18 protein-coding genes and 1 pseudogene are annotated in these 20350 nt (G+C 54.3%); 11 read left to right on the top strand and 8 right to left on the bottom strand.

Annotation, left to right across the window (positions count from 1 at the left end):
* Nucleotides 1-42 precede the first annotated feature (42 nt).
* Nucleotides 43-1323, bottom strand: a complete 1281-nt coding sequence (gene hemL, locus FD428_RS17470; protein ID WP_049011622.1) for a glutamate-1-semialdehyde 2,1-aminomutase — start codon at nucleotides 1321-1323, stop codon at nucleotides 43-45.
* A 170-nt stretch (nucleotides 1324-1493) separates the two neighbouring features.
* Here hemL and clcA point away from each other — a divergent pair, with 170 nt between their 5' ends.
* The 3 genes and pseudogenes from clcA (at nucleotide 1494) to erpA (ending at nucleotide 3340) form a co-directional block, all read left to right on the top strand.
* Nucleotides 1494-2915: a H(+)/Cl(-) exchange transporter ClcA gene (gene clcA / locus FD428_RS17465; protein ID WP_114847941.1), complete on the top strand. Its 1422-nt coding sequence runs from the start codon at nucleotides 1494-1496 to the stop codon at nucleotides 2913-2915.
* Nucleotides 2916-2943: 28 nt separating this feature from the next.
* A pseudogene (yadW, locus tag FD428_RS21765) lies at nucleotides 2944-3003 on the top strand (small protein YadW).
* Nucleotides 2996-3340, top strand: coding sequence for an iron-sulfur cluster insertion protein ErpA (gene erpA, locus FD428_RS17460; RefSeq protein WP_012134001.1), 345 nt, complete (start codon nucleotides 2996-2998; stop codon nucleotides 3338-3340). Before yadW ends, erpA begins: the two are co-directional and overlap by 8 nt.
* Nucleotides 3341-3445: 105 nt before the next feature.
* Here the strand turns inward: erpA and FD428_RS17455 are convergent, their stop codons facing one another.
* From FD428_RS17455 to mtnN, 3 genes are read right to left on the bottom strand one after another with little or no spacing between them, the layout of a single operon-like run.
* Nucleotides 3446-4069, bottom strand: coding sequence for a TRIC cation channel family protein (locus FD428_RS17455; RefSeq protein ID WP_012134000.1), 624 nt, complete (start codon nucleotides 4067-4069; stop codon nucleotides 3446-3448).
* A gap of 36 nt (nucleotides 4070-4105) precedes the next feature.
* The gene (btuF, locus tag FD428_RS17450) at nucleotides 4106-4906 is read right to left on the bottom strand and encodes a vitamin B12 ABC transporter substrate-binding protein BtuF (protein WP_114847940.1); all 801 of its coding nucleotides are present in this window, start codon (nucleotides 4904-4906) and stop codon (nucleotides 4106-4108) included.
* A complete protein-coding gene (mtnN, locus tag FD428_RS17445) occupies nucleotides 4899-5597 on the bottom strand; it encodes a 5'-methylthioadenosine/S-adenosylhomocysteine nucleosidase (protein WP_012133998.1) in 699 nt (232 codons plus the stop codon). Before mtnN ends, btuF begins: the two co-directional genes overlap by 8 nt.
* A gap of 83 nt (nucleotides 5598-5680) precedes the next feature.
* Here mtnN and dgt point away from each other — a divergent pair, with 83 nt between their 5' ends.
* The 3 genes from dgt to cdaR all read left to right on the top strand — a co-directional run bounded on the left by dgt (nucleotide 5681) and on the right by cdaR (nucleotide 10065).
* Complete coding sequence (dgt, locus tag FD428_RS17440) at nucleotides 5681-7195, top strand: dGTPase (protein ID WP_112001166.1); 1515 nt, start codon at nucleotides 5681-5683, stop codon at nucleotides 7193-7195.
* 132 nt (nucleotides 7196-7327) lie between these two features.
* A complete protein-coding gene (gene degP / locus FD428_RS17435) occupies nucleotides 7328-8749 on the top strand; it encodes a serine endoprotease DegP (RefSeq protein ID WP_012133996.1) in 1422 nt (473 codons plus the stop codon).
* Nucleotides 8750-8907: 158 nt separating this feature from the next.
* Nucleotides 8908-10065 carry a DNA-binding transcriptional regulator CdaR gene (cdaR, locus tag FD428_RS17430; protein WP_114847939.1) on the top strand — a complete coding sequence of 386 codons (1158 nt, stop codon included), beginning with the start codon at nucleotides 8908-8910 and terminating at the stop codon, nucleotides 10063-10065.
* 90 nt (nucleotides 10066-10155) lie between these two features.
* On the opposite strand, the gene FD428_RS17425 is transcribed toward cdaR, so the two are convergent.
* The 4 genes from FD428_RS17425 to map all read right to left on the bottom strand — a co-directional run bounded on the left by FD428_RS17425 (nucleotide 10156) and on the right by map (nucleotide 15080).
* The gene (locus FD428_RS17425) at nucleotides 10156-10542 is read right to left on the bottom strand and encodes a DUF3461 family protein (protein WP_024130689.1); all 387 of its coding nucleotides are present in this window, start codon (nucleotides 10540-10542) and stop codon (nucleotides 10156-10158) included.
* 109 nt (nucleotides 10543-10651) lie between these two features.
* Nucleotides 10652-11476 carry a 2,3,4,5-tetrahydropyridine-2,6-dicarboxylate N-succinyltransferase gene (gene dapD / locus FD428_RS17420; RefSeq protein ID WP_012133993.1) on the bottom strand — a complete coding sequence of 275 codons (825 nt, stop codon included), beginning with the start codon at nucleotides 11474-11476 and terminating at the stop codon, nucleotides 10652-10654.
* Between the two features lie 30 nt (nucleotides 11477-11506).
* Nucleotides 11507-14179, bottom strand: a complete 2673-nt coding sequence (gene glnD, locus FD428_RS17415; RefSeq protein WP_114847938.1) for a bifunctional uridylyltransferase/uridylyl-removing protein GlnD — start codon at nucleotides 14177-14179, stop codon at nucleotides 11507-11509.
* 106 nt (nucleotides 14180-14285) lie between these two features.
* Nucleotides 14286-15080, bottom strand: a complete 795-nt coding sequence (gene map, locus FD428_RS17410) for a type I methionyl aminopeptidase (protein ID WP_012133991.1) — start codon at nucleotides 15078-15080, stop codon at nucleotides 14286-14288.
* Between the two features lie 324 nt (nucleotides 15081-15404).
* Here map and rpsB point away from each other — a divergent pair, with 324 nt between their 5' ends.
* The 5 genes from rpsB to ispC all read left to right on the top strand — a co-directional run bounded on the left by rpsB (nucleotide 15405) and on the right by ispC (nucleotide 20111).
* Nucleotides 15405-16130 (top strand): 30S ribosomal protein S2, encoded by a 726-nt coding sequence (rpsB, locus tag FD428_RS17405; RefSeq protein ID WP_012133990.1) that lies wholly within the window; start codon nucleotides 15405-15407, stop codon nucleotides 16128-16130.
* Nucleotides 16131-16264: 134 nt separating this feature from the next.
* Nucleotides 16265-17116 carry a translation elongation factor Ts gene (tsf, locus tag FD428_RS17400; RefSeq protein ID WP_024130688.1) on the top strand — a complete coding sequence of 284 codons (852 nt, stop codon included), beginning with the start codon at nucleotides 16265-16267 and terminating at the stop codon, nucleotides 17114-17116.
* A gap of 147 nt (nucleotides 17117-17263) precedes the next feature.
* Entirely contained in the window at nucleotides 17264-17989 is a 726-nt protein-coding gene (gene pyrH, locus FD428_RS17395; RefSeq protein ID WP_012133987.1) for a UMP kinase, read from the top strand.
* Between the two features lie 272 nt (nucleotides 17990-18261).
* Complete coding sequence (frr, locus tag FD428_RS17390; protein ID WP_024130687.1) at nucleotides 18262-18819, top strand: ribosome recycling factor; 558 nt, start codon at nucleotides 18262-18264, stop codon at nucleotides 18817-18819.
* A 95-nt stretch (nucleotides 18820-18914) separates the two neighbouring features.
* The gene (gene ispC, locus FD428_RS17385; RefSeq protein ID WP_114847937.1) at nucleotides 18915-20111 is read left to right on the top strand and encodes a 1-deoxy-D-xylulose-5-phosphate reductoisomerase; all 1197 of its coding nucleotides are present in this window, start codon (nucleotides 18915-18917) and stop codon (nucleotides 20109-20111) included.
* The last annotated feature ends 239 nt before the right edge of the window (nucleotides 20112-20350 follow it).

The raw sequence follows: 20350 nt of genomic DNA, 5'->3' as shown, positions 1-20350 counted from the left end.
ATGTAGGCCGGGTAAGCGTAAGCGCCACCCGGCAATGACAATTTACAGCTTCGCAAATACCCGACGCGCGGCATCGATGGTGTTGTTGATATCGTCCATGCTGTGCGCCACGGACATAAAGCCTGCCTCGAAGGCGGACGGCGCCAGGTAAACGCCTTCATCCAGCATCATGTGGAAGAAACGTTTGAAGCGCTCAACGTCGCATGCCATTACATCCTGATAGCAGTTTACGGATTCCGCATCGGTAAAGAAGATGCCGAACATACCGCCGACGTGATTCACCACCAGTGGAATGTTGGCTTCCTGCGCGGCGTCCAGCAGGCCTTCTGCCAGTCGGGTCGTCAGTTCGTCCAGCGTCTCGTGAATCCCCGGCTGGGCGACTTCGGTCAGGCAGGCGAAACCCGCCGCCATGGCAATCGGGTTGCCGGAAAGCGTTCCCGCCTGGTAAACCGGGCCAGTCGGCGCCAGTGCGTCCATCACATCGCGGCGTCCGCCAAATGCGCCTACCGGCATACCGCCGCCGATGATTTTGCCCAGACAGGTCAGATCCGGCACTACGCCGTAATAATCCTGTGCGCCCGCCAGCGCCACGCGGAAACCGGTCATCACTTCGTCAATGATCAGCAGCGCGCCGAATTCGTCGCACAGGGCGCGCAGGCCCGGCAGGAATTCCGGCAGCGGAGGGATGCAGTTCATATTGCCCGCCACCGGCTCGACGATAATACAGGCAATCTCTTGCGGATATTGCTCGAACGCCGCGCGTACAGAAGCCAGATCGTTATAGGTGCAGGTCAGGGTATGTCTGGCGAAATCAGCCGGAACGCCCGGTGAGTTCGGCTGGCCCAGCGTCAGTGCGCCGGAACCCGCTTTCACCAGCAGGCAGTCGGCGTGGCCGTGGTAGCAGCCTTCAAATTTGATGATCTTGTCGCGACCGGTGAAGCCGCGCGCCAGGCGAATCGCACTCATTGTGGCTTCGGTGCCGGAGTTCACCATCCGCACCATGTCCATAGTCGGCACCAGTTCGGTGACCAGCTCCGCCATTTTAACTTCCATCTCGGTCGGCGCGCCGAAACTCAGCCCGCGCGCAGCGGCTTCAATCACTGCATTACGGATGGCGGGGTGGTTATGGCCCAGCACCATCGGACCCCAGGAGCCGACGTAATCGATGTACGCTTTGCCATCGACATCATACAGATACGCGCCGTCTGCTTTTTCGATAAACAGCGGGGTGCCGCCCACGCCAGTGAAGGCGCGAACAGGGGAGTTGACGCCGCCGGGGATAAGCTCGCGCGCTGCGCTGTAGAGGTTTTCAGACTTGCTCATGGATGGGGTTCCTGGTTCGTAGAAAAAGTGAATGCCCTTTATTCTAAGTTATTCACAGAAGGTTATGAACATTTTGCGCATTTGAAACATGGCGATTTACAGGGGATTTTCCCGAAACAGGCGGGTACAATGCCGCTTCTGTATTTGTATTACCAATTAATGATCATCTGATGAACACAGACACTCCCACTTTCGAAGCACAGCAAGTTGTGCGCTTACGGCGCGGGGATCTGATCCGCAGACTACTTCAGCGGGATAAAACGCCGCTGGCCATCTTATTAACGGCGGCGGTGGTCGGCACCGTCACGGGCCTTATTGGCGTCGCGTTTGAGAAAGCCGTGACCTGGGTGCAAAACTTACGTATCGGCGCGCTCGTTCAGACGGCCGATTACGCGATTCTGGTCTGGCCGCTGGCCTTTATCCTCTCTGCGCTGCTGGCGATGGTCGGTTATTTTCTGGTGCGTAAGTTTGCGCCAGAAGCCGGTGGGTCGGGCATCCCGGAAATAGAAGGCGCGCTGGAAGAGTTGCGTCCTGTTCGCTGGTGGCGCGTGCTGCCGGTGAAATTTGTGGGCGGTATGGGAACGCTGGGCGCTGGCATGGTGCTGGGGCGGGAAGGGCCGACGGTACAAATCGGGGGCAATATCGGGCGAATGGTGCTGGACCTCTTCCGTATGCGTAGCGCCGAGGCGCGTCACACCTTACTGGCAACCGGCGCGGCCGCAGGGTTATCGGCAGCCTTTAACGCGCCGCTGGCGGGGATCTTATTTATCATCGAAGAGATGCGCCCGCAGTTTCGCTACAATTTAATTTCGATCAAAGCCGTGTTTACGGGCGTGATCATGTCGAGCATTGTGTTTCGTATTTTTAACGGTGAAGCGCCGATTATTGAGGTCGGGAAGCTCTCAAACGCACCGGTTAATACGCTATGGTTATATTTAATCCTCGGCATGATTTTTGGCTGCGTCGGGCCGCTGTTCAATCACCTGGTATTGCGCACTCAGGATATGTTCCAGCGTTTTCACGGCGGCGAAATCAAAAGGTGGGTTCTGATGGGCGGCGCGATCGGCGGCCTGTGCGGTATTCTCGGCTTAATTGAGCCGGAAGCGGCGGGCGGTGGATTTAATTTGATCCCCATTGCGGCGGCGGGGAATTACAGCGTAGGCCTGCTGCTGTTTATTTTTATCGCCCGCGTCCTTACCACGCTGCTTTGTTTCTCATCCGGCGCGCCGGGCGGAATTTTTGCGCCAATGCTGGCGTTGGGGACGTTGCTCGGCACCGCATTTGGTATGGCGGCTGCGGCGTGTTTTCCGCAGTACCATCTGGAAGCCGGAACATTCGCGATTGCCGGAATGGGCGCGTTGCTGGCGGCGTCGGTGCGTGCGCCTTTAACGGGAATCGTGTTAGTGCTGGAGATGACCGATAACTATCAGCTCATTTTGCCAATGATTATTACCTGTCTTGGCGCAACACTATTAGCACAATTTATGGGCGGAAAACCGCTATACTCCACCATCCTTGCGCGTACGCTGGCGAAACAGGATGCGGAGCAGGCGGCAAAAAGCCAGCGGTCGGTCGCTGGTGAGAATACTTGAATGAAATACCAGGGTATTAGATAATGCCATAACGATTGGGTTATAATTTGCCCAATTGCCAATGTCGTTTGGAGCAAAAAATGAGTGATGACGTAGCGCTGCCACTGCAATTTACTGAAGCAGCAGCCAAGAAAGTAAAAAGCCTGATCGCTGACGAAGATAACCCGAATCTGAAACTGCGCGTGTATATCACCGGCGGTGGTTGCAGCGGTTTCCAGTACGGTTTTACCTTTGATGATCAGGTAAACGAAGGTGATATGACCATCGAGAAGCAGGGTGTTGGCCTGGTGGTTGACCCGATGAGCCTGCAATATCTGGTAGGCGGCGCTGTCGATTACACCGAAGGTCTGGAAGGTTCCCGCTTTGTGGTCACCAACCCGAATGCGAAAAGCACCTGCGGGTGTGGTTCGTCCTTTAGTATCTGATGTATTGCCGGATGGCGACGCAGGGCGTCTCATCCGGCCTACGGTGCGTGTTGCTGCGTTCCTGAATGTAGGCCCGATAAGCGTCAGCGCCATCGGGCAGTGAAATCAACGCCCGTTCTCATCCAGAGCAAACGTCGGTAATTTTAAATGCCAACGAATTGCGGCCAGACGAATCATCAACGTCACAACCATCCCCATCATACTGGCGCTTTCCAGCGGCACGGAAAAGGTATAAAACGCCGTCGCATGCACGATGCCGCCGATAATACAGGCCGTGGCATAAATCTCCGTGCGTAAGATCATCGGCACTTCACGCGCCAGCACGTCGCGGATAATCCCGCCGCCGACGCCGGTAATCACGCCCATACAGATGGCGACCAGCGGGCCTGTTTCGGCAAGGAACGCCTTATTGACGCCAATACCGACGAACACCGCGAGGCCGACGGCATCCAGCACGGGAAGCATCCATTTAGGCAATCGTCTCGGCTGGCGCACCAGCAAAATGGTGAGCATGCTGGTGACCATCGCCACCACCAGGTCGGTCGGATCTTTGACCCAAAAGACGGGCCCGTTATCCAGCGCCATATCGCGGATCGTCCCGCCGCCCACTGCGGTCACGACGCCCAATACCAGTACGCCAAACGGGTCCATACGCAACTTTCCGGCCAGCAATACGCCAGAGATAGCAAAGACAGCTGTGCCTACAATATCCAGCCAATAGACGAGCATTATCGAATCCCCACTGAGAACCTGACTGCGCAGGTTCTATTCTACTTGTGAAAGCGCATTACAGAGTTGTTTTGCGGCGAGGATGATACGCGGGCTCGCGCGTTCAAACCAGTCACCATTCAGCGGTATAACCGGGATTTTTAGCTGATTTTGCCAGTATTGTTCTATTTTAGGAATTTCGCCCGCATCGCCGGTAACGACAATCGCCTGCGGATGTCGGGCCAGCACCTGCTCGCGGCTGACCTGCGGCCAGGGGACGCGACTGCCCGCAAAAATATTTTCTCCGCCGCAGACCTCCAGAACCTGGTTCTGGATGGAGCCTTTTCCGCTGGTGAATAACGGATTCGCGCCAAACTGGAGAAAAACGCGTTTTTTCGGTTTATCAGCGTACTGCGACTTTAGCGCGGCATACTCGTCCAGCAGCGTTTGCGCCGCACGTCTGGCTTTTTCTGGCTCAGGGCTCCATGCGGCAAGCTGGCGCAGTGCGTCGGCGACCTGCTCAATGGTTACGGCATCCACCCACATGATTTTAATGCCCAGGGACGCCAGCTGGTTAACCTGCCGTTCAGCATTGCCCCCTCGCCAGGCGATGACCAGGTCGGGTTTGAGCGCCACAATACGTTCCAGATTCATCCCTTGCCAGGTGGAGACTTCTTCGATGTTTTTCGCTTGCGGGGGATAGTCGGAATAACTGCTGACGCCAACGGGCATGATCCCTGCGGCAAAGGCAAGTTCGGTGTTGGAAGGGGAGAGGGAAACGACGCGCGGTGCGGCGCAAAGCCACAGCGGAAGGGCTAAAAGCAGGGCGGCCAGCGCCCTGGAGAATAATTTAGCCATGCGCCAGTTTCTGCACCAGCGTTTCAACCATCAGGCTGGACTGCTTCGCGGCTACGGCCAGGAATTCGTCAAAGCTGAGGTGGGATTGCTGATCGGCCACATCAGAGATGGCGCGAACCACCACGAAAGGCACGTTGAAGTTATGGCAGACATGCGCGATCGCGGTCGCTTCCATTTCCACGGCAATCGCCTGCGGGAAATTGTGGCGGATTTTCGCCAGGCCCACGGAGCCGTTAATGAAAGCGTCGCCGCTGACGATCAATCCGCGAACCGCATTCAGGTTGAGTTTTGCGATGCAGGATTCCGCCGCCGCGATCAGCGCGTCGTCGGCTTTAAAACCTGCCGGGCAGCCAGGGAGCTGACCAAATTCATAACCAAACGCGGTAACGTCGGCATCGTGATAACGCGCTTCATCGGAAACGACGATATCGCCGACTGTCAGCGTCGGGGCCAGACCGCCAGCGGAACCGGTATTAATAATGACATCCGGCTTGCAACGTTCCAGCAGCAACGTTGCGCCCAGCGCCGCCGCGACTTTACCGATGCCGGATTTCAGCAGCGCAATCTCGGTCCCGTTCAGTTGGCCGGTGTAAATTTCACAACCGCCCAGGGTGATCGTCTGACGGTTTTCGATTTTGTCACGCAGCAGCGTAACTTCTTCTTCCATTGCACCAATGATGCCGATTTTCATAGATTTACTCGCGATAAGCCAGATTTGAAGGCATAGTCTATCATGCGCTTAAGGGGAAGCGCATTTCTCAGGCGGGAGAGGACATGGCACAGATCGATTTCCGAAATAAAATTAACTGGCATCGTCGTTATCGTTCACCGCAGGGTGTGAAGACCGAACATGAGATCCTGCGGATCTTTGAAAGCGATCGTGGACGCATCATCAATTCCCCGGCGATCCGTCGGCTTCAGCAAAAAACGCAGGTCTTTCCACTGGAGCGTAACGCCGCCGTTCGGACGCGGTTGACGCATTCTATGGAGGTGCAGCAGGTCGGACGTTATATCGCGAAAGAGATCCTGAGCCGGTTAAAAGAGTTAAAGCTGCTGGAACAATACGGTCTGGATGAACTGACCGGCCCCTTTGAGAGCATTGTGGAAATGTCCTGCCTGATGCATGACATTGGCAATCCGCCGTTTGGTCATTTCGGCGAGGCGGCGATCAATGACTGGTTTCGCCAGCGCCTGCACCCGGCGGATGCGGAAAGCCAGCCGCTTAGCGACGATCGCTGCGCGGTGGCGGCGCTGCGTCTGCGTGAAGGCGAGGAGTCTTTGAATGATATTCGTCGCAAGGTGCGCCAGGATTTATGTCATTTCGAGGGCAACGCGCAGGGCATCCGCCTGGTGCATACATTAATGCGCATGAATCTGACCTGGGCGCAGGTGGGCGGCATTTTAAAATACACTCGCCCGGCATGGTGGCGAGGAGAAACGCCCGCGACGCACCGTTATTTAATGAAGAAGCCGGGGTATTATCTCTCTGAAGCGCCGTATATTGAGAGGTTACGTAAAGAACTTGCGTTAGCGCCTTACAGCCGCTTCCCATTAACATGGATTATGGAGGCCGCCGATGATATCTCTTATTGCGTGGCCGATCTGGAAGATGCCGTCGAGAAAAGAATCTTCAGCGTTGAGCAGTTATATCACCATCTTTACGAAGCATGGGGCCACCATGAAAAAGGGTCGCTGTTTACTCAGGTTGTTGAGAATGCCTGGGAAAAGTCTCGCTCAAATTCGCTAAGTCGCAGTACGGAAGATCAGTTCTTTATGTATTTACGCGTGAATACGCTAAATAAACTGGTGCCCTACGCGGCTCAGCGTTTTATTGATAATCTGCCGCAAATCTTTGACGGCAGTTTCAATCATGCGCTGCTGGAAGACGCAAGCAGCTTCAGCCAGTTGCTTGAGTTATATAAAAATGTGGCGATAAAACATGTGTTTAGTCACCCGGATGTTGAACAACTGGAATTACAGGGCTATCGCGTCATCAGCGGGTTATTAGAAATTTACCAACCGTTATTACGTATGTCCCTGGTCGATTTCAGGGAACTGGTTGAAAAAGAGCGGGTGAAGCGCTTTCCAATAGAATCTCGTTTATTCCAGAAGCTCTCTACGCGCCATCGCCTGGCTTACGTGGAGGCCGTCAGTAAATTATCGTCGGAGGCGCCGGAGTATCCCACGCTGGAATATTATTATCGCTGCCGTTTGATCCAGGATTATATCAGCGGGATGACGGATCTGTACGCCTGGGATGAATACCGGCGTCTGATGGCGGTTGAATAATAAATACGCTTTTGTAAAGATGGACAATAAATTTTTACTTTTTCCAGAAACTTTATTCTGGAACTTCGCGCTATAAAACGAATCTGACGTACACAGCAATTTTGCGTTATCTGTTAATCGAGATTGAAACACATGAAAAAAACCACATTAGCAATGAGTGCACTGGCTCTGAGTTTAGGTTTGGCGCTGTCCCCCCTGTCTGCAACGGCGGCTGAGACGGCGTCTTCGGCAACGACTGCCCAGCAGATGCCAAGTCTGGCACCGATGCTCGAAAAAGTGATGCCATCGGTGGTGAGTATCAACGTGGAAGGTAGCACAACCGTCAACACGCCGCGTATGCCGCGTAATTTCCAGCAGTTCTTTGGCGATGATTCGCCATTCTGCCAGGACGGTTCGCCGTTCCAGAGTTCTCCGTTCTGCCAGGGCGGGGGTCAGGGCGGCGGTCAGCAACAGAAATTTATGGCGCTGGGCTCCGGCGTCATTATTGATGCCGCAAAAGGTTATGTCGTCACCAACAACCATGTGGTGGATAACGCGACGGTCATCAAAGTTCAACTGAGCGATGGCCGTAAATTTGACGCCAAGGTCGTCGGTAAAGATCCGCGCTCTGATATCGCGCTGGTTCAAATTCAGGACCCGAAAAATCTGACGGCCATTAAGCTGGCGGATTCCGACGCGCTGCGCGTGGGGGATTATACCGTCGCTATCGGCAACCCGTTTGGTCTGGGCGAAACGGTGACTTCCGGTATCGTCTCCGCACTGGGCCGTAGCGGTCTGAACGCGGAAAACTACGAAAACTTTATCCAGACGGATGCCGCCATCAACCGTGGTAACTCCGGTGGCGCGCTGGTGAACCTGAACGGCGAGCTGATCGGGATTAACACCGCGATTCTTGCGCCGGACGGCGGCAACATCGGTATTGGTTTTGCTATCCCCAGCAACATGGTGAAAAACCTGACCTCCCAGATGGTGGAGTATGGCCAGGTTAAACGCGGTGAGTTGGGTATCATGGGGACGGAGCTAAACTCTGAACTGGCGAAGGCGATGAAAGTTGATGCCCAGCGCGGCGCGTTTGTCAGCCAGGTGATGGCGAACTCTTCTGCGGCGAAAGCCGGTATTAAAGCCGGGGACGTGATCACGTCCCTGAACGGTAAGCCGATCAGCAGCTTTGCCGCGCTGCGCGCCCAGGTGGGTACGATGCCGGTAGGCAGCAAAATTAGCCTTGGTCTGCTGCGTGATGGCAAGCCGGTGACTGTCAACCTGGAACTGCAACAGAGCAGCCAGAATCAGGTTGATTCCAGCTCCATCTTCAATGGTATTGAAGGCGCGGAAATGAGCAACAAAGGCCAGGATAAAGGCGTTGTTGTCAGCAACGTGAAGCCGAATACGCCGGCTGCGCAGATTGGCCTGAAGAAAGGGGATGTGATTGTGGGGGCCAACCAGCAGGCGATTAAGAACATCGCTGAGCTGCGTAAAATCCTCGACAGCAAACCTTCTGTTCTGGCGCTGAATATTCAGCGCGGCGATAGCACCATCTATCTGCTGATGCAGTAATTTCCTCTCTTGCCCTTTTCCTGTCCGGGAAAAGGGCATTTCTCACATTCTGTGAGGCCCCCCACAACTCCATACTTCTCTGCTTTAGTTTGTGCAGATGCACAATGATGCAGGTTAGCATCTTCCCTATGCTTGAGCTCTGCTCACAGGAGGGGATTATGGCTGGCTGGCATCTTGATACCAAAATGGCACAGGATATTGTGGCGCGCACAATGCGCATCATCGATACCAATATCAACGTAATGGATGCCCGTGGGCGTATTATCGGTAGCGGCGATCGGGAGCGCATTGGTGAATTGCACGAAGGCGCGCTGTTGGTGCTGTCGCAGGGGCGCGTGGTCGATATTGATGATGCGGTGGCGCGGCATCTTCACGGCGTGCGCCAGGGGATCAACCTGCCGTTGCGCCTGGAAGGGGAGATCGTCGGCGTTATTGGTTTAACCGGTGAGCCACAACACCTGCGAAAATACGGTGAGCTGGTCTGTATGACGGCCGAAATGATGCTGGAGCAGTCGCGGCTGATGCATCTGCTGGCCCAGGACAGTCGTCTGCGTGAAGAACTGGTGATGAACCTGATTCAGGCTGAGGAAAATACGCCAGCGTTGACGGAGTGGGCGCAGCGGCTGGGTATCGACCTGAACCAACCGCGTGTGGCTGCCGTGGTCGAAGTGGACAGCGGGCAGCTTGGCGTTGACAGCGCGATGGAGGAGTTGCAGCAGCTGCAAAATGCGTTAACGACGCCTGAACGCAACAATTTGATTGCTATCGTTTCTTTGACGGAAATGGTTGTGCTGAAACCGGCGCTTAATCAGTTTGGGCGCTGGGATGCGGACGACCATCGCAAGCGTATTGAGCAGTTGATTGCCCGGATGAAAGAGAACGGGCAATTGCGCTTTCGGGTCGCACTGGGGAACTATTTTACCGGCCTGGGCAGTATCGCCCGCTCCTGGCGCACTGCGCGTACTACCATGATGGTGGGCAAGCAGCGTATGCCGGAGCAACGCAGCTACTTTTACCAGGATTTAATGCTGCCAGTGCTGCTGGACAGCCTGCGTGGCGGCTGGCAGGCCAATGAGCTGGCGCGCCCGCTCTCAAAGCTGAAGGCGATGGATAATAACGGGCTGTTACGCCGGACGCTGGCCGCGTGGTTTCGCCATAACGTGCAGCCGCTGGCAACGTCGAAGGCGCTCTTTATTCACCGTAATACGCTGGAATACCGTCTGAACCGCATCTCTGAGTTAACGGGGCTGGATTTGGGCAATTTTGACGATCGGCTGTTGCTGTATGTCGCACTGCAACTGGACGAGCAGCATTGATTGCCTGATGGCGCGACGCTTATCAGGCCTACCGGGAGTTACCTGTAGGCCGGATAAGGCGTAACACGCCGCCATCCGGCAACACACAGCTTACTTACGCGTTAGTTTTTCCAGATCCGCTTCGATTTCGTTGATCTTGTTGGCGACTACGCTTTCCAGATGACGTAAATCATCCAGGATCTTACGTTTGAGATCGACTTCCGTGCGATCGCGCTGGCAGATCTGATCCAGTTCATCGATCACATAGCGCAGGTTAGGACTGATCTCCTGCACCTCTTTGTAACCTTGTCCGATACCATCGGCGACGACGGTTTTACGCTGGCGGGGATATTTGAACTTTACGCTTTTGGCAAAGAACTCGCCTCTATCCTTCTGGAAATAGATTTTCAGGATATCGTTGTTGGCTTCTTGCCGCAGGCTGTAACGATCGATTTCTTCAGGATTGGTAATGCCCAGACTTTTCAGATTGTCATACATAGCGGTACCCTTCATCTCAACATAACCTATGAATAATTAACGAAAAGTTCTCTTTCCGCCAGCCACAGATGTAAAAAAAGCGGGCTCAGCCCGCTTTTTCAAATCATTGTTAGTCGATGGTACGTAACAGCTCGTTGATCCCGACTTTGCCGCGCGTCTTCGCGTCGACTTTTTTCACGATGACCGCACAGTACAGGCTGTACTTACCGTCTTTCGACGGCAGGTTGCCGGAAACCACAACGGAGCCTGCCGGTACGCGGCCATAATGGATTTCGCCCGTTTCGCGATCGTAAATACGGGTGCTTTGACCGATGTACACGCCCATAGAGATGACGGAACCTTCCTCAACGATCACCCCTTCAACCACTTCAGAACGCGCGCCGATGAAGCAGTTATCTTCGATGATTGTCGGGTTCGCCTGTAGCGGTTCCAGTACGCCGCCGATGCCGACGCCGCCGGACAGGTGTACGTTTTTACCAATCTGCGCGCAGGAACCTACGGTCGCCCAGGTATCTACCATCGTGCCTTCATCAACGAATGCGCCGATGTTTACGTAGGATGGCATCAGCACGGTGTTGCGTGCGATAAACGCGCCCTGACGCACAGCGGCAGGCGGCACTACGCGGAAGCCTTCTTTCTGGAAGCGCGCTTCGTCATAGTCGGCGAATTTCATCGGCACTTTATCGAAGTAGCGGCTTTCCGCACCGTCGATAACCTGGTTATCGTTAATACGGAAAGAGAGCAGAACCGCTTTCTTCAGCCACTGGTGAGTCACCCACTGACCATCAATCTTTTCTGCCACACGCAGCGCACCGGAATCCAGCAGAGAAATGACCTGGTTAACCGCTTCACGGGTCACGGTATCTACATTCGCCGGAGTGATGTCGGCACGGCGCTCGAAAGCGGACTCAATAACGTTCTGTAACTGCTGCATTGTTAAACTCTTTCCATATGAATAAACACACTACCCTTTATCGTTTGGATTGAGGGCCGCTGTCAACCGTTGATGCACTTCCTGCTGTAGCTCATTATTAAGGGCACGCCGGTCGGCTGTCGCGATTATGAATAAATCTTCTACTCGCTCGCCAATGGTTGTAATTCGGGCGCCATGAAGCGAAATTCCCAGATCGGCAAAAATTTGCCCGACCCGCGCCAGCAGGCCCGGCTGATCGAGAGCGATAAGTTCAAGGAACGATTTTCTGTCGGTGTGAGTAGGCAGAAAAGTGACCTCGGTATCGACGGTAAAGTGGCGCAGTTTGGCCGGCTGGCGACGCGGCTGCGGAGGCTGCCAGCTGCTCTGGGTAATCGCCTGCTCCAGTCCAAAACGGATGGCTTCGTGACGGTCGGCGGAGAGAGGGCTGCCGTCCGGCTCCAGCACAATAAAGGTATCCATCGCCATGCCGTCGCGGGTGGTGAAGATTTGCGCGTCATGAACGCTCAGATTGCGCCTGTCCAGCTCTGCGCAAACGGCGGCAAACAGATAAGGGCGATCAGGACTCCAGATGAAGATCTCCGTTCCGCCGCGCGTGGCCTGCGGGCTGACCAGAATCAGCGGTCGGGTCAGATCGTGCTGTAACAGATGACGCGCATGCCAGGCTAGCTGATTCGGGCTATGGCGCACGAAATAGTTAGCGCGGCAGCGTGTCCAGATTTGATGCAGCGCCTCTTCGTTTATATTGTCCATTCGCAGCAGCGCCAGTGCCTGAAGCTGATGATGGCGCACGCGTTCGCGCATATCCGGCGTGTTTTGCATGCCGCGACGTAGCTGTTTTTCGGTGGCAAAGTACAGTTCGCGCAACAGGCTTTGCTTCCAGCTGTTCCACAGCGTTTCGTTAGTGGCGCAAATGTCAGCGACCGTCAGGCATACCAGGAAGCGCAGACGGTGTTCCGTTTGCACCTCTTCGGCGAACTGTTTGATGACCTCAGGGTCCTGGATATCGCGCCGCTGGGCGGTAACCGACATTAGCAGGTGCTGGCGTACCAGCCAGGCGACCAGTTGCGTTTCGCGTGAGTTCAGACCGTGCAGTTCGGCAAATTTGAGCACGTCCTGCGCGCCGAGTACCGAGTGGTCGCCGCCGCGCCCTTTGGCGATATCATGGAACAGCGCCGCGATCAGGATCAGTTCCGGTTGCCGCAGGCGCGGCCAGAGATCGACGCACAGCGGATGGCGCTGGCGGGTCTCTTCTTTGGCGAAACTTTCCAGCTTCAGCATCACGCGAATGGTGTGCTCATCCACCGTGTAGGCATGGAACAGGTCGAACTGCATTTGGCCGACGATATGCGACCATTGCGGCATGTAAGCCCAAAGCACGCTGTGGCGATGCATTGGCAGCAAACCGCGGCTGACGGCGCCCGGATGACGCAGCATACTGAGAAACAGAGAGCGCGCTTCCGGGATGTAGCACAGCGGCTGGGTCAGGTGGCGGCGGGCATGGCGCAGATGGCGCAGCGTGGTGGAATAGATGCCAGTGATGGTGCTATTGCGCACCATCGTATAAAACATCCGCAGGATCGCTTCCGGTGAACGGATAAACAGATCGTCATCGCGCAGGTCGATCAGCGTGCCGCGCAGTTGAAACTCGTCATCAATCGGGCGAGGTTTTTCATCGGCGGGCAGGGCGAGGATTGCTTCATCAAACAGCTGTAATAGCATCTGGTTTAGTTCGCTGACCCGACGCGTGACCCGGAAATAGTCTTTCATCATGTGCTCAACCGGCTCGTTGCCTTCGCCAGTGTAGTTGAGCCGCTGGGCAACGCTGAGCTGCCTGTCGAACAACAGGCGGTTGTCGTAACGGCTGACCGCCAGGTGCAGCGCGAAGCGAATGCGCCACAAAATATGCAGGCACTCGTTTAGCTCAGCGCGTTCTGCCTGGGTTAAGAAGCCGAAGCCGACCATCTCATTGAGAGACGTTGCGCCGAAGTGGCGGCGGGCCACCCATTGCAGGGTGTGGATATCACGCAGGCCGCCGGGGCTGCTTTTAATATCGGGTTCAAGGTTATAGCTGGTGCCGTGATAGCGCTGGTGGCGCTGGTTTTGCTCTTCGACTTTGGCGGCGAAAAATTTCTCCGACGGCCAGAAACCTTCACTGAAAATATGCTTTTGCAGCTCCAGAAAAAGCGCCACGTCGCCGATCAGCAGACGTGTTTCAATCAGATTGGTGGCGACGGTTAAGTCCGACAGCCCTTCCAGCAAACACTCTTCCAGTGTGCGCACGCTATGCCCGACTTCCAGCTTCACATCCCACAGCAAGGTCAGCAGTTCCCCGACTTTTTGCGCCTGAGCGTCGGGCAGCTTTTTACGGCTCAGGATGAGCAGGTCAATGTCGGAAAGCGGATGCAGCTCGCCCCGGCCATAGCCGCCGACGGCCACCAGGGCCAGATCGGCAATTTGCCCGAATCCGGCATCGATCCACAGTCGTTGCAACAACTGGTCGATAAATTCGGTGCGGGCTTCAATCAATTGCTCTGCGGAAATCCCGCTGTCAAAAGCGTCTCCCAGCCACTGCTGGAAAATATCAATGTGGGCTTTAATTCCGCTGACGGTAAGCTCGTCACGCGACCAGGCTCCCGGATTTTGCGGTTGGCCGGGTAGGGTGGGGAGAGCCGTATTCGCGTGCTGTTCAGGAAGAGTATTCATTATGTGCCACCCATTAAAAAGCCGGATGCGGCGTTAACGCCTTATCCGGCCTACGGGTAAACGCTGATTGTAGGCCTGATAAGCGGTAGCGCCATCAGGCAAAAGTTTATGCGTCGTGCGTGATAATCGCCGGGATGGTGTCATCCTTGCGTAACGTCAGAATTTCACAGCCGTTTTCGGTTACCACAATAGTATGCTCGTACTGCGCAGACAAGCTTCTGTCTTTGGTTTTTACCGTCCAGCCGTCTTTCATGGTGCGGATGCGGTAATCACCGGCGTTCAGCATCGGTTCAACGGTGAACGTCATTCCCGGTTGCAGAACCACGCCGCCGTCGTCCGCATCGTAGTGCAGAACCTGCGGTTCTTCATGGAAGCCGCGACCAATCCCGTGACCGCAATATTCGCGAACGACAGAGAAACCTTCGCCTTCCGCGTATTTCTGAATGGCCGCGCCCAGCGTGCGCAGACGGATGCCCGGCTTGACCATTCGCAGCGCCAGATACAGGCTTTCCTGGGTTACACGGCACAGGCGCTCGCCCAGAATCGTCGGTTTGCCGACGATAAACATTTTCGACGTATCGCCGTGGTATTCATCTTTAATTACGGTTACGTCGATATTGACGATATCGCCGTCTTTCAGCAATTTGCCGTCGTCCGGGATACCGTGGCACACCACTTCATTAATGGAGATGCAAACGGATTTCGGATAACCGTGGTAGCCGAGGCAAGCGGAGATCGCGTGTTGTTCATTGACGATGTAGTCGTTGCAGATGCGATCCAGTTCCCCGGTGCTGACGCCCGGTTTGATATACGGTTCGATCATCTCCAGCACTTCTGCGGCCAGGCGGCCAGCGACGCGCATTTTTTCGATTTCTTCAGGGGTCTTGATTGAGATAGCCATGAATTCTGTCCATCGGTGTCGATTATTTCGACAATAATTGTGTAAGTGCTGTCAATGGTATCAGTCCAAAGCGTAGCCTGCCAAATTGAGAATCATTAACAGCACATCGAGCCAACAATTATTGGTGTCCGCGGCGTATTTGTGGTATAAAGCGCGCCGGACTTCCGTTCCATTCGAAGACTACACAAGATGGACTGAAGCGACAAATCTCACTTTGTGTAACAACACACACGTATCGGCACATATTCCGGGGTGCCCTTTGGGGTCGGTAATATGGGATACGTGGAGGCATAACCCCAACTTTTATATATAGAGGTTTTAATCATGGCAACTGTTTCCATGCGCGACATGCTCAAGGCTGGTGTTCACTTCGGTCACCAGACCCGTTACTGGAACCCGAAAATGAAGCCGTTCATCTTCGGTGCGCGTAACAAAGTTCACATCATCAACCTTGAGAAAACGGTACCGATGTTCAACGAAGCGCTGGCTGAACTGAACAAGATTGCTTCTCGCAAAGGTAAAATCCTTTTCGTTGGTACTAAACGTGCTGCAAGCGAAGCGGTGAAAGACGCTGCTAACAGCTGCGACCAGTTCTTCGTGAACCATCGCTGGCTGGGCGGTATGCTGACTAACTGGAAAACCGTTCGTCAGTCCATCAAACGTCTGAAAGACCTGGAAACTCAGTCTCAGGACGGTACTTTCGAAAAGCTGACCAAAAAAGAAGCGCTGATGCGCACTCGTGAGCTTGAGAAACTGGAAAACAGCCTGGGCGGTATCAAAGACATGGGCGGCCTGCCGGACGCACTGTTCGTTATCGATGCTGACCACGAGCACATTGCTATCAAAGAAGCAAACAACCTGGGTATCCCGGTATTTGCTATCGTTGATACCAACTCTGATCCGGACGGTGTTGACTTCGTTATCCCGGGTAACGACGACGCAATCCGTGCTGTTAGCCTGTACCTGGGCGCTGTAGCTGCAACCGTTCGTGAAGGCCGTTCTCAGGATCTGGCTTCTCAGGCGGAAGAAAGCTTCGTAGAAGCTGAATAATAAGGCACGCTCGTTCGAGCCCCCTTATAAACCAGGTAGTATCACGTTTGGTTAGGGGCCCTTTAGGCCCCTTTTTCACTTTTAAATCTGTGCGGTTTGATGCCGGGCAGATCAAATCTTCCGAGGATTTTAGAATGGCTGAAATTACCGCATCCCTGGTAAAAGAGCTGCGTGAGCGTACTGGCGCAGGCATGATGGATTGCAAAAAAGCACTGACTGAAGCGAATGGCGACATCGAGCTGGCAATCGAAAACATGCGTAAATCCGGTGCGATCAAAGCAGCGAAAAAAGCAGGCAACGTTGCTGCTGACGGCGTGATCAAAACCAAAATCGACGGCAACTACGGCATCATTCTGGAAGTTAACTGCCAGACTGACTTCGTTGCTAAAGATGCTGGTTTCCAGGCATTTGCTGACAAAGTGCTGGACGCCGCTGTTGCTGGCAAAATCACTGACGTTGACGTGCTGAAAGCACAGTTCGAAGAAGAGCGCGTTGCTCTGGTGGCAAAAATTGGTGAAAACATCAACATTCGCCGTGTTGCTTCCCTGGAAGGCGACGTTCTGGGTTCTTACCAGCACGGTGCGCGCATCGGTGTTCTGGTTGCGGCTAAAGGCGCTGACGAAGAGCTGGTTAAACAGCTGGCAATGCACGTTGCTGCAAGCAAGCCTGAGTTCGTTAAGCCGGAAGACGTGTCTGCTGAAGTGGTAGAGAAAGAATACCAGGTACAGCTGGACATCGCGATGCAGTCTGGTAAGCCGAAAGAAATCGCAGAGAAAATGGTTGAAGGCCGCATGAAGAAATTCACCGGCGAAGTTTCTCTGACCGGTCAGCCTTTCGTTATGGAACCGAGCAAATCTGTTGGTCAGCTGCTGAAAGAGCACAACGCCGACGTAACTGGCTTCATCCGCTTTGAAGTGGGCGAAGGCATCGAGAAAGTTGAGACTGACTTTGCAGCAGAAGTTGCTGCGATGTCCAAGCAGTCTTAATTGTCGAAAAGGAGCCGCCTGAGGGCGGCTTCTTTTTGCGTCCATCTTGTAAATTCAGCCAACCCCTATAGTGGCTGCGCTGAAAAGCGACATACAATGTCGCCGGAATTAACTCATCTCAATCGTTGACAGTCTCAGGAAAGAAACATGGCTACCAATGCAAAACCCGTCTATAAACGTATTCTGCTTAAATTGAGTGGCGAAGCTCTGCAGGGTTCGGAAGGCTTCGGTATTGATGCAAGCATACTGGATCGTATGGCTCAGGAAATCAAAGAACTGGTGGAACTGGGCATTCAGGTTGGTGTGGTGATTGGTGGCGGTAACCTGTTCCGTGGTGCTGGTCTGGCGAAAGCGGGTATGAACCGCGTTGTGGGCGACCACATGGGCATGCTGGCCACCGTGATGAACGGTCTGGCGATGCGCGATGCGCTCCACCGCGCCTATGTGAACGCCCGCCTGATGTCCGCTATTCCGCTGAATGGCGTGTGTGACAACTACAGCTGGGCAGAAGCCATTAGTCTGCTGCGTAATAACCGTGTGGTTATCCTGTCTGCGGGCACCGGCAACCCCTTCTTCACCACCGACTCTGCGGCTTGCCTGCGCGGTATCGAAATTGAAGCGGATGTGGTGCTGAAAGCCACGAAAGTCGATGGCGTATTTACTGCGGACCCGGCCAAAGATCCGTCCGCCACGATGTATGAGCAACTCACCTACGGCGAAGTGCTGGATAAAGAGCTGAAAGTGATGGATCTGGCCGCGTTCACGCTGGCTCGTGACCACAAATTGCCAATTCGTGTCTTCAATATGAACAAGCCGGGCGCGCTGCGTCGCGTCGTGATGGGCGAAAAAGAAGGGACTTTAATCACGGAATAATTCCCGTGATGGCCAATTCCGGGTAAGATTCGCCTTTACCCGGCAGGATTTATATATCCTGTGGCATGAATTAAACGAGACTATACTGAGCATACTCTGTATACACGAAATCATTCATGCTGCATCACGGCGGCAAGAGCGTGAATCCCGAGGCGCGTACATCGGTACGTGACAGGGAAGAACGTTCGCAGCCAACGCAGAGGCAGCCTGAAGGATGAAGTGTATTGTGTGATTGTCTGGTCGACTGAGACTAGTTTTCAAGGATTCGTAACGTGATTAGCGATATCAGAAAAGATGCTGAAGTACGCATGGAAAAATGCGTTGAAGCGTTTAAAAACCAAATCAGCAAAATTCGCACGGGTCGTGCTTCTCCCAGCCTGCTGGATGGCATTGTCGTGGAATATTACGGCACGCCGACTCCGCTGCGTCAGCTGGCGAGCGTAACGGTAGAAGACTCCCGCACGCTGAAAATCAACGTGTTCGATCGCTCCATGAGCCCGGCGGTTGAGAAAGCGATTATGGCTTCTGACCTCGGCCTGAACCCGAGTTCTGCGGGTAGCGATATCCGTGTTCCGCTGCCGCCGCTGACTGAAGAACGTCGTAAAGACCTGACCAAAATCGTTCGTGGCGAAGCAGAGCAGGCGCGTGTTGCCGTGCGTAACGTACGCCGTGACGCGAACGACAAAGTAAAAGCGCTGCTGAAAGATAAAGAGATCAGCGAAGATGACGATCGCCGTTCTCAGGACGAAGTACAGAAACTGACTGACGCTGCCATCAAGAAAGTTGATGCGGCGCTGACGGAAAAAGAAGCGGAACTGATGCAGTTCTGATTTTCCTGTACGACTAAAACGCCGCTGGTTGACCCTGACGGGTCTTCCGGGCGGCGTTTTGCTTTCTATCCTGTCTCAATTCTTCTGGACGTTTCATGAAGCAACTAACCATTCTGGGCTCGACCGGCTCTATTGGTTGCAGCACGCTGGATGTGGTGCGCCATAATCCTGAAAGTTTCCGTGTTGTCGCGCTGGTTGCGGGTAAAAATGTCACCCGTATGGTAGAGCAGTGCCTGGAGTTTTCGCCGCGTTATGCGGTGATGGACGATGAACAGAGCGCTCAACGGCTGAAAACTGCGCTTCTGGAACATGGAAGCCGCACTGACGTCCTGAGCGGACAACAGGCCGCCTGCGATATGGCTGCGCTGGATGAGGTCGATCAGGTGATGGCGGCTATCGTGGGCGCGGCAGGTCTGCTGCCTACGCTTGCGGCGATTCGCGCCGGTAAAACCATCCTGCTTGCCAATAAAGAGTCGCTGATTACCTGCGGGCGTCTGTTTATGGACGAGGTGAAACGCAGTAAAGCCCGGCTTTTACCGGTAGATAGCGAACATAACGCGATTTTTCAGAGTATGCCCCAACCTATTCAAAACGATCTGGGATACGCTGAGCTGGAGCAAAATGGCGTGATGTCGATTTTGCTTACCGGGTCTGGTGGCCCTTTTCGTGAAACGCCATTGTGCGATCTGGCGGCCATGACGCCCGATCAGGCATGTCGTCATCCGAACTGGTCTATGGGACGAAAAATTTCCGTCGATTCCGCCACCATGATGAATAAAGGTCTGGAATACATTGAAGCGCGTTGGTTGTTTAACGCCAGCGCAAGCCAGATGGACGTGTTGATTCACCCGCAGTCGGTTATTCACTCAATGGTGCGTTATCAGGACGGCAGCGTTCTGGCGCAACTGGGGGAGCCGGATATGCGTACGCCAATCGCGCATACGATGGCGTGGCCGAATCGCGTGAACTCTGGCGTGAAGCCGCTCGATTTTTGCACGCTCAGTGCGTTGACGTTCTCTGCGCCGGATTATCAGCGCTATCCGTGCCTGAAACTGGCGATGGACGCGTTTGAGCAAGGTCAGGCCGCGACAACCGCGCTGAATGCGGCGAATGAAATCACCGTCGCCGCATTTCTGGCTGAAGAGATTCGCTTTACAGATATTGCTGAGCTCAATTTATCTGTGCTGGAGAAAATGGATTTGCAGGAACCGGGAAGCGTTGACGACGTTCTCAGGGTTGATGCCGTCGCGCGTGACGTCGCCAGAAAACAGGTGATGCGACTCGCAAGCTGATGATAATCCCTCTACACAGGATCGTGCTATTTGTTAGCGTTGGGCTTCAGTGATATAGTCTGCGCCACCCGATCGCAGATATTTGGCTTTATGCGGTCAGGTAAGCCGTGGTTTGACACGGCTTTTTTGTGGATGCACAAAATCATTCAGGTTGCATCATTCATAGCCAACGAAGAGGCAGCCTGAAGGATGAAGCGCAAAAGGCTTCAGTATTCCTGAGTACCGTTAAATCCTTTCAG

The sequence above is a fragment of the Citrobacter sp. TBCP-5362 genome, from assembly GCF_005406305.1.
Classification (GTDB): domain Bacteria; phylum Pseudomonadota; class Gammaproteobacteria; order Enterobacterales; family Enterobacteriaceae; genus Citrobacter_B; species Citrobacter_B koseri.
The sequence above is the reverse complement of the archived record's forward strand: the minus strand, read 5'-3'. Positions and strand labels throughout refer to the sequence as shown.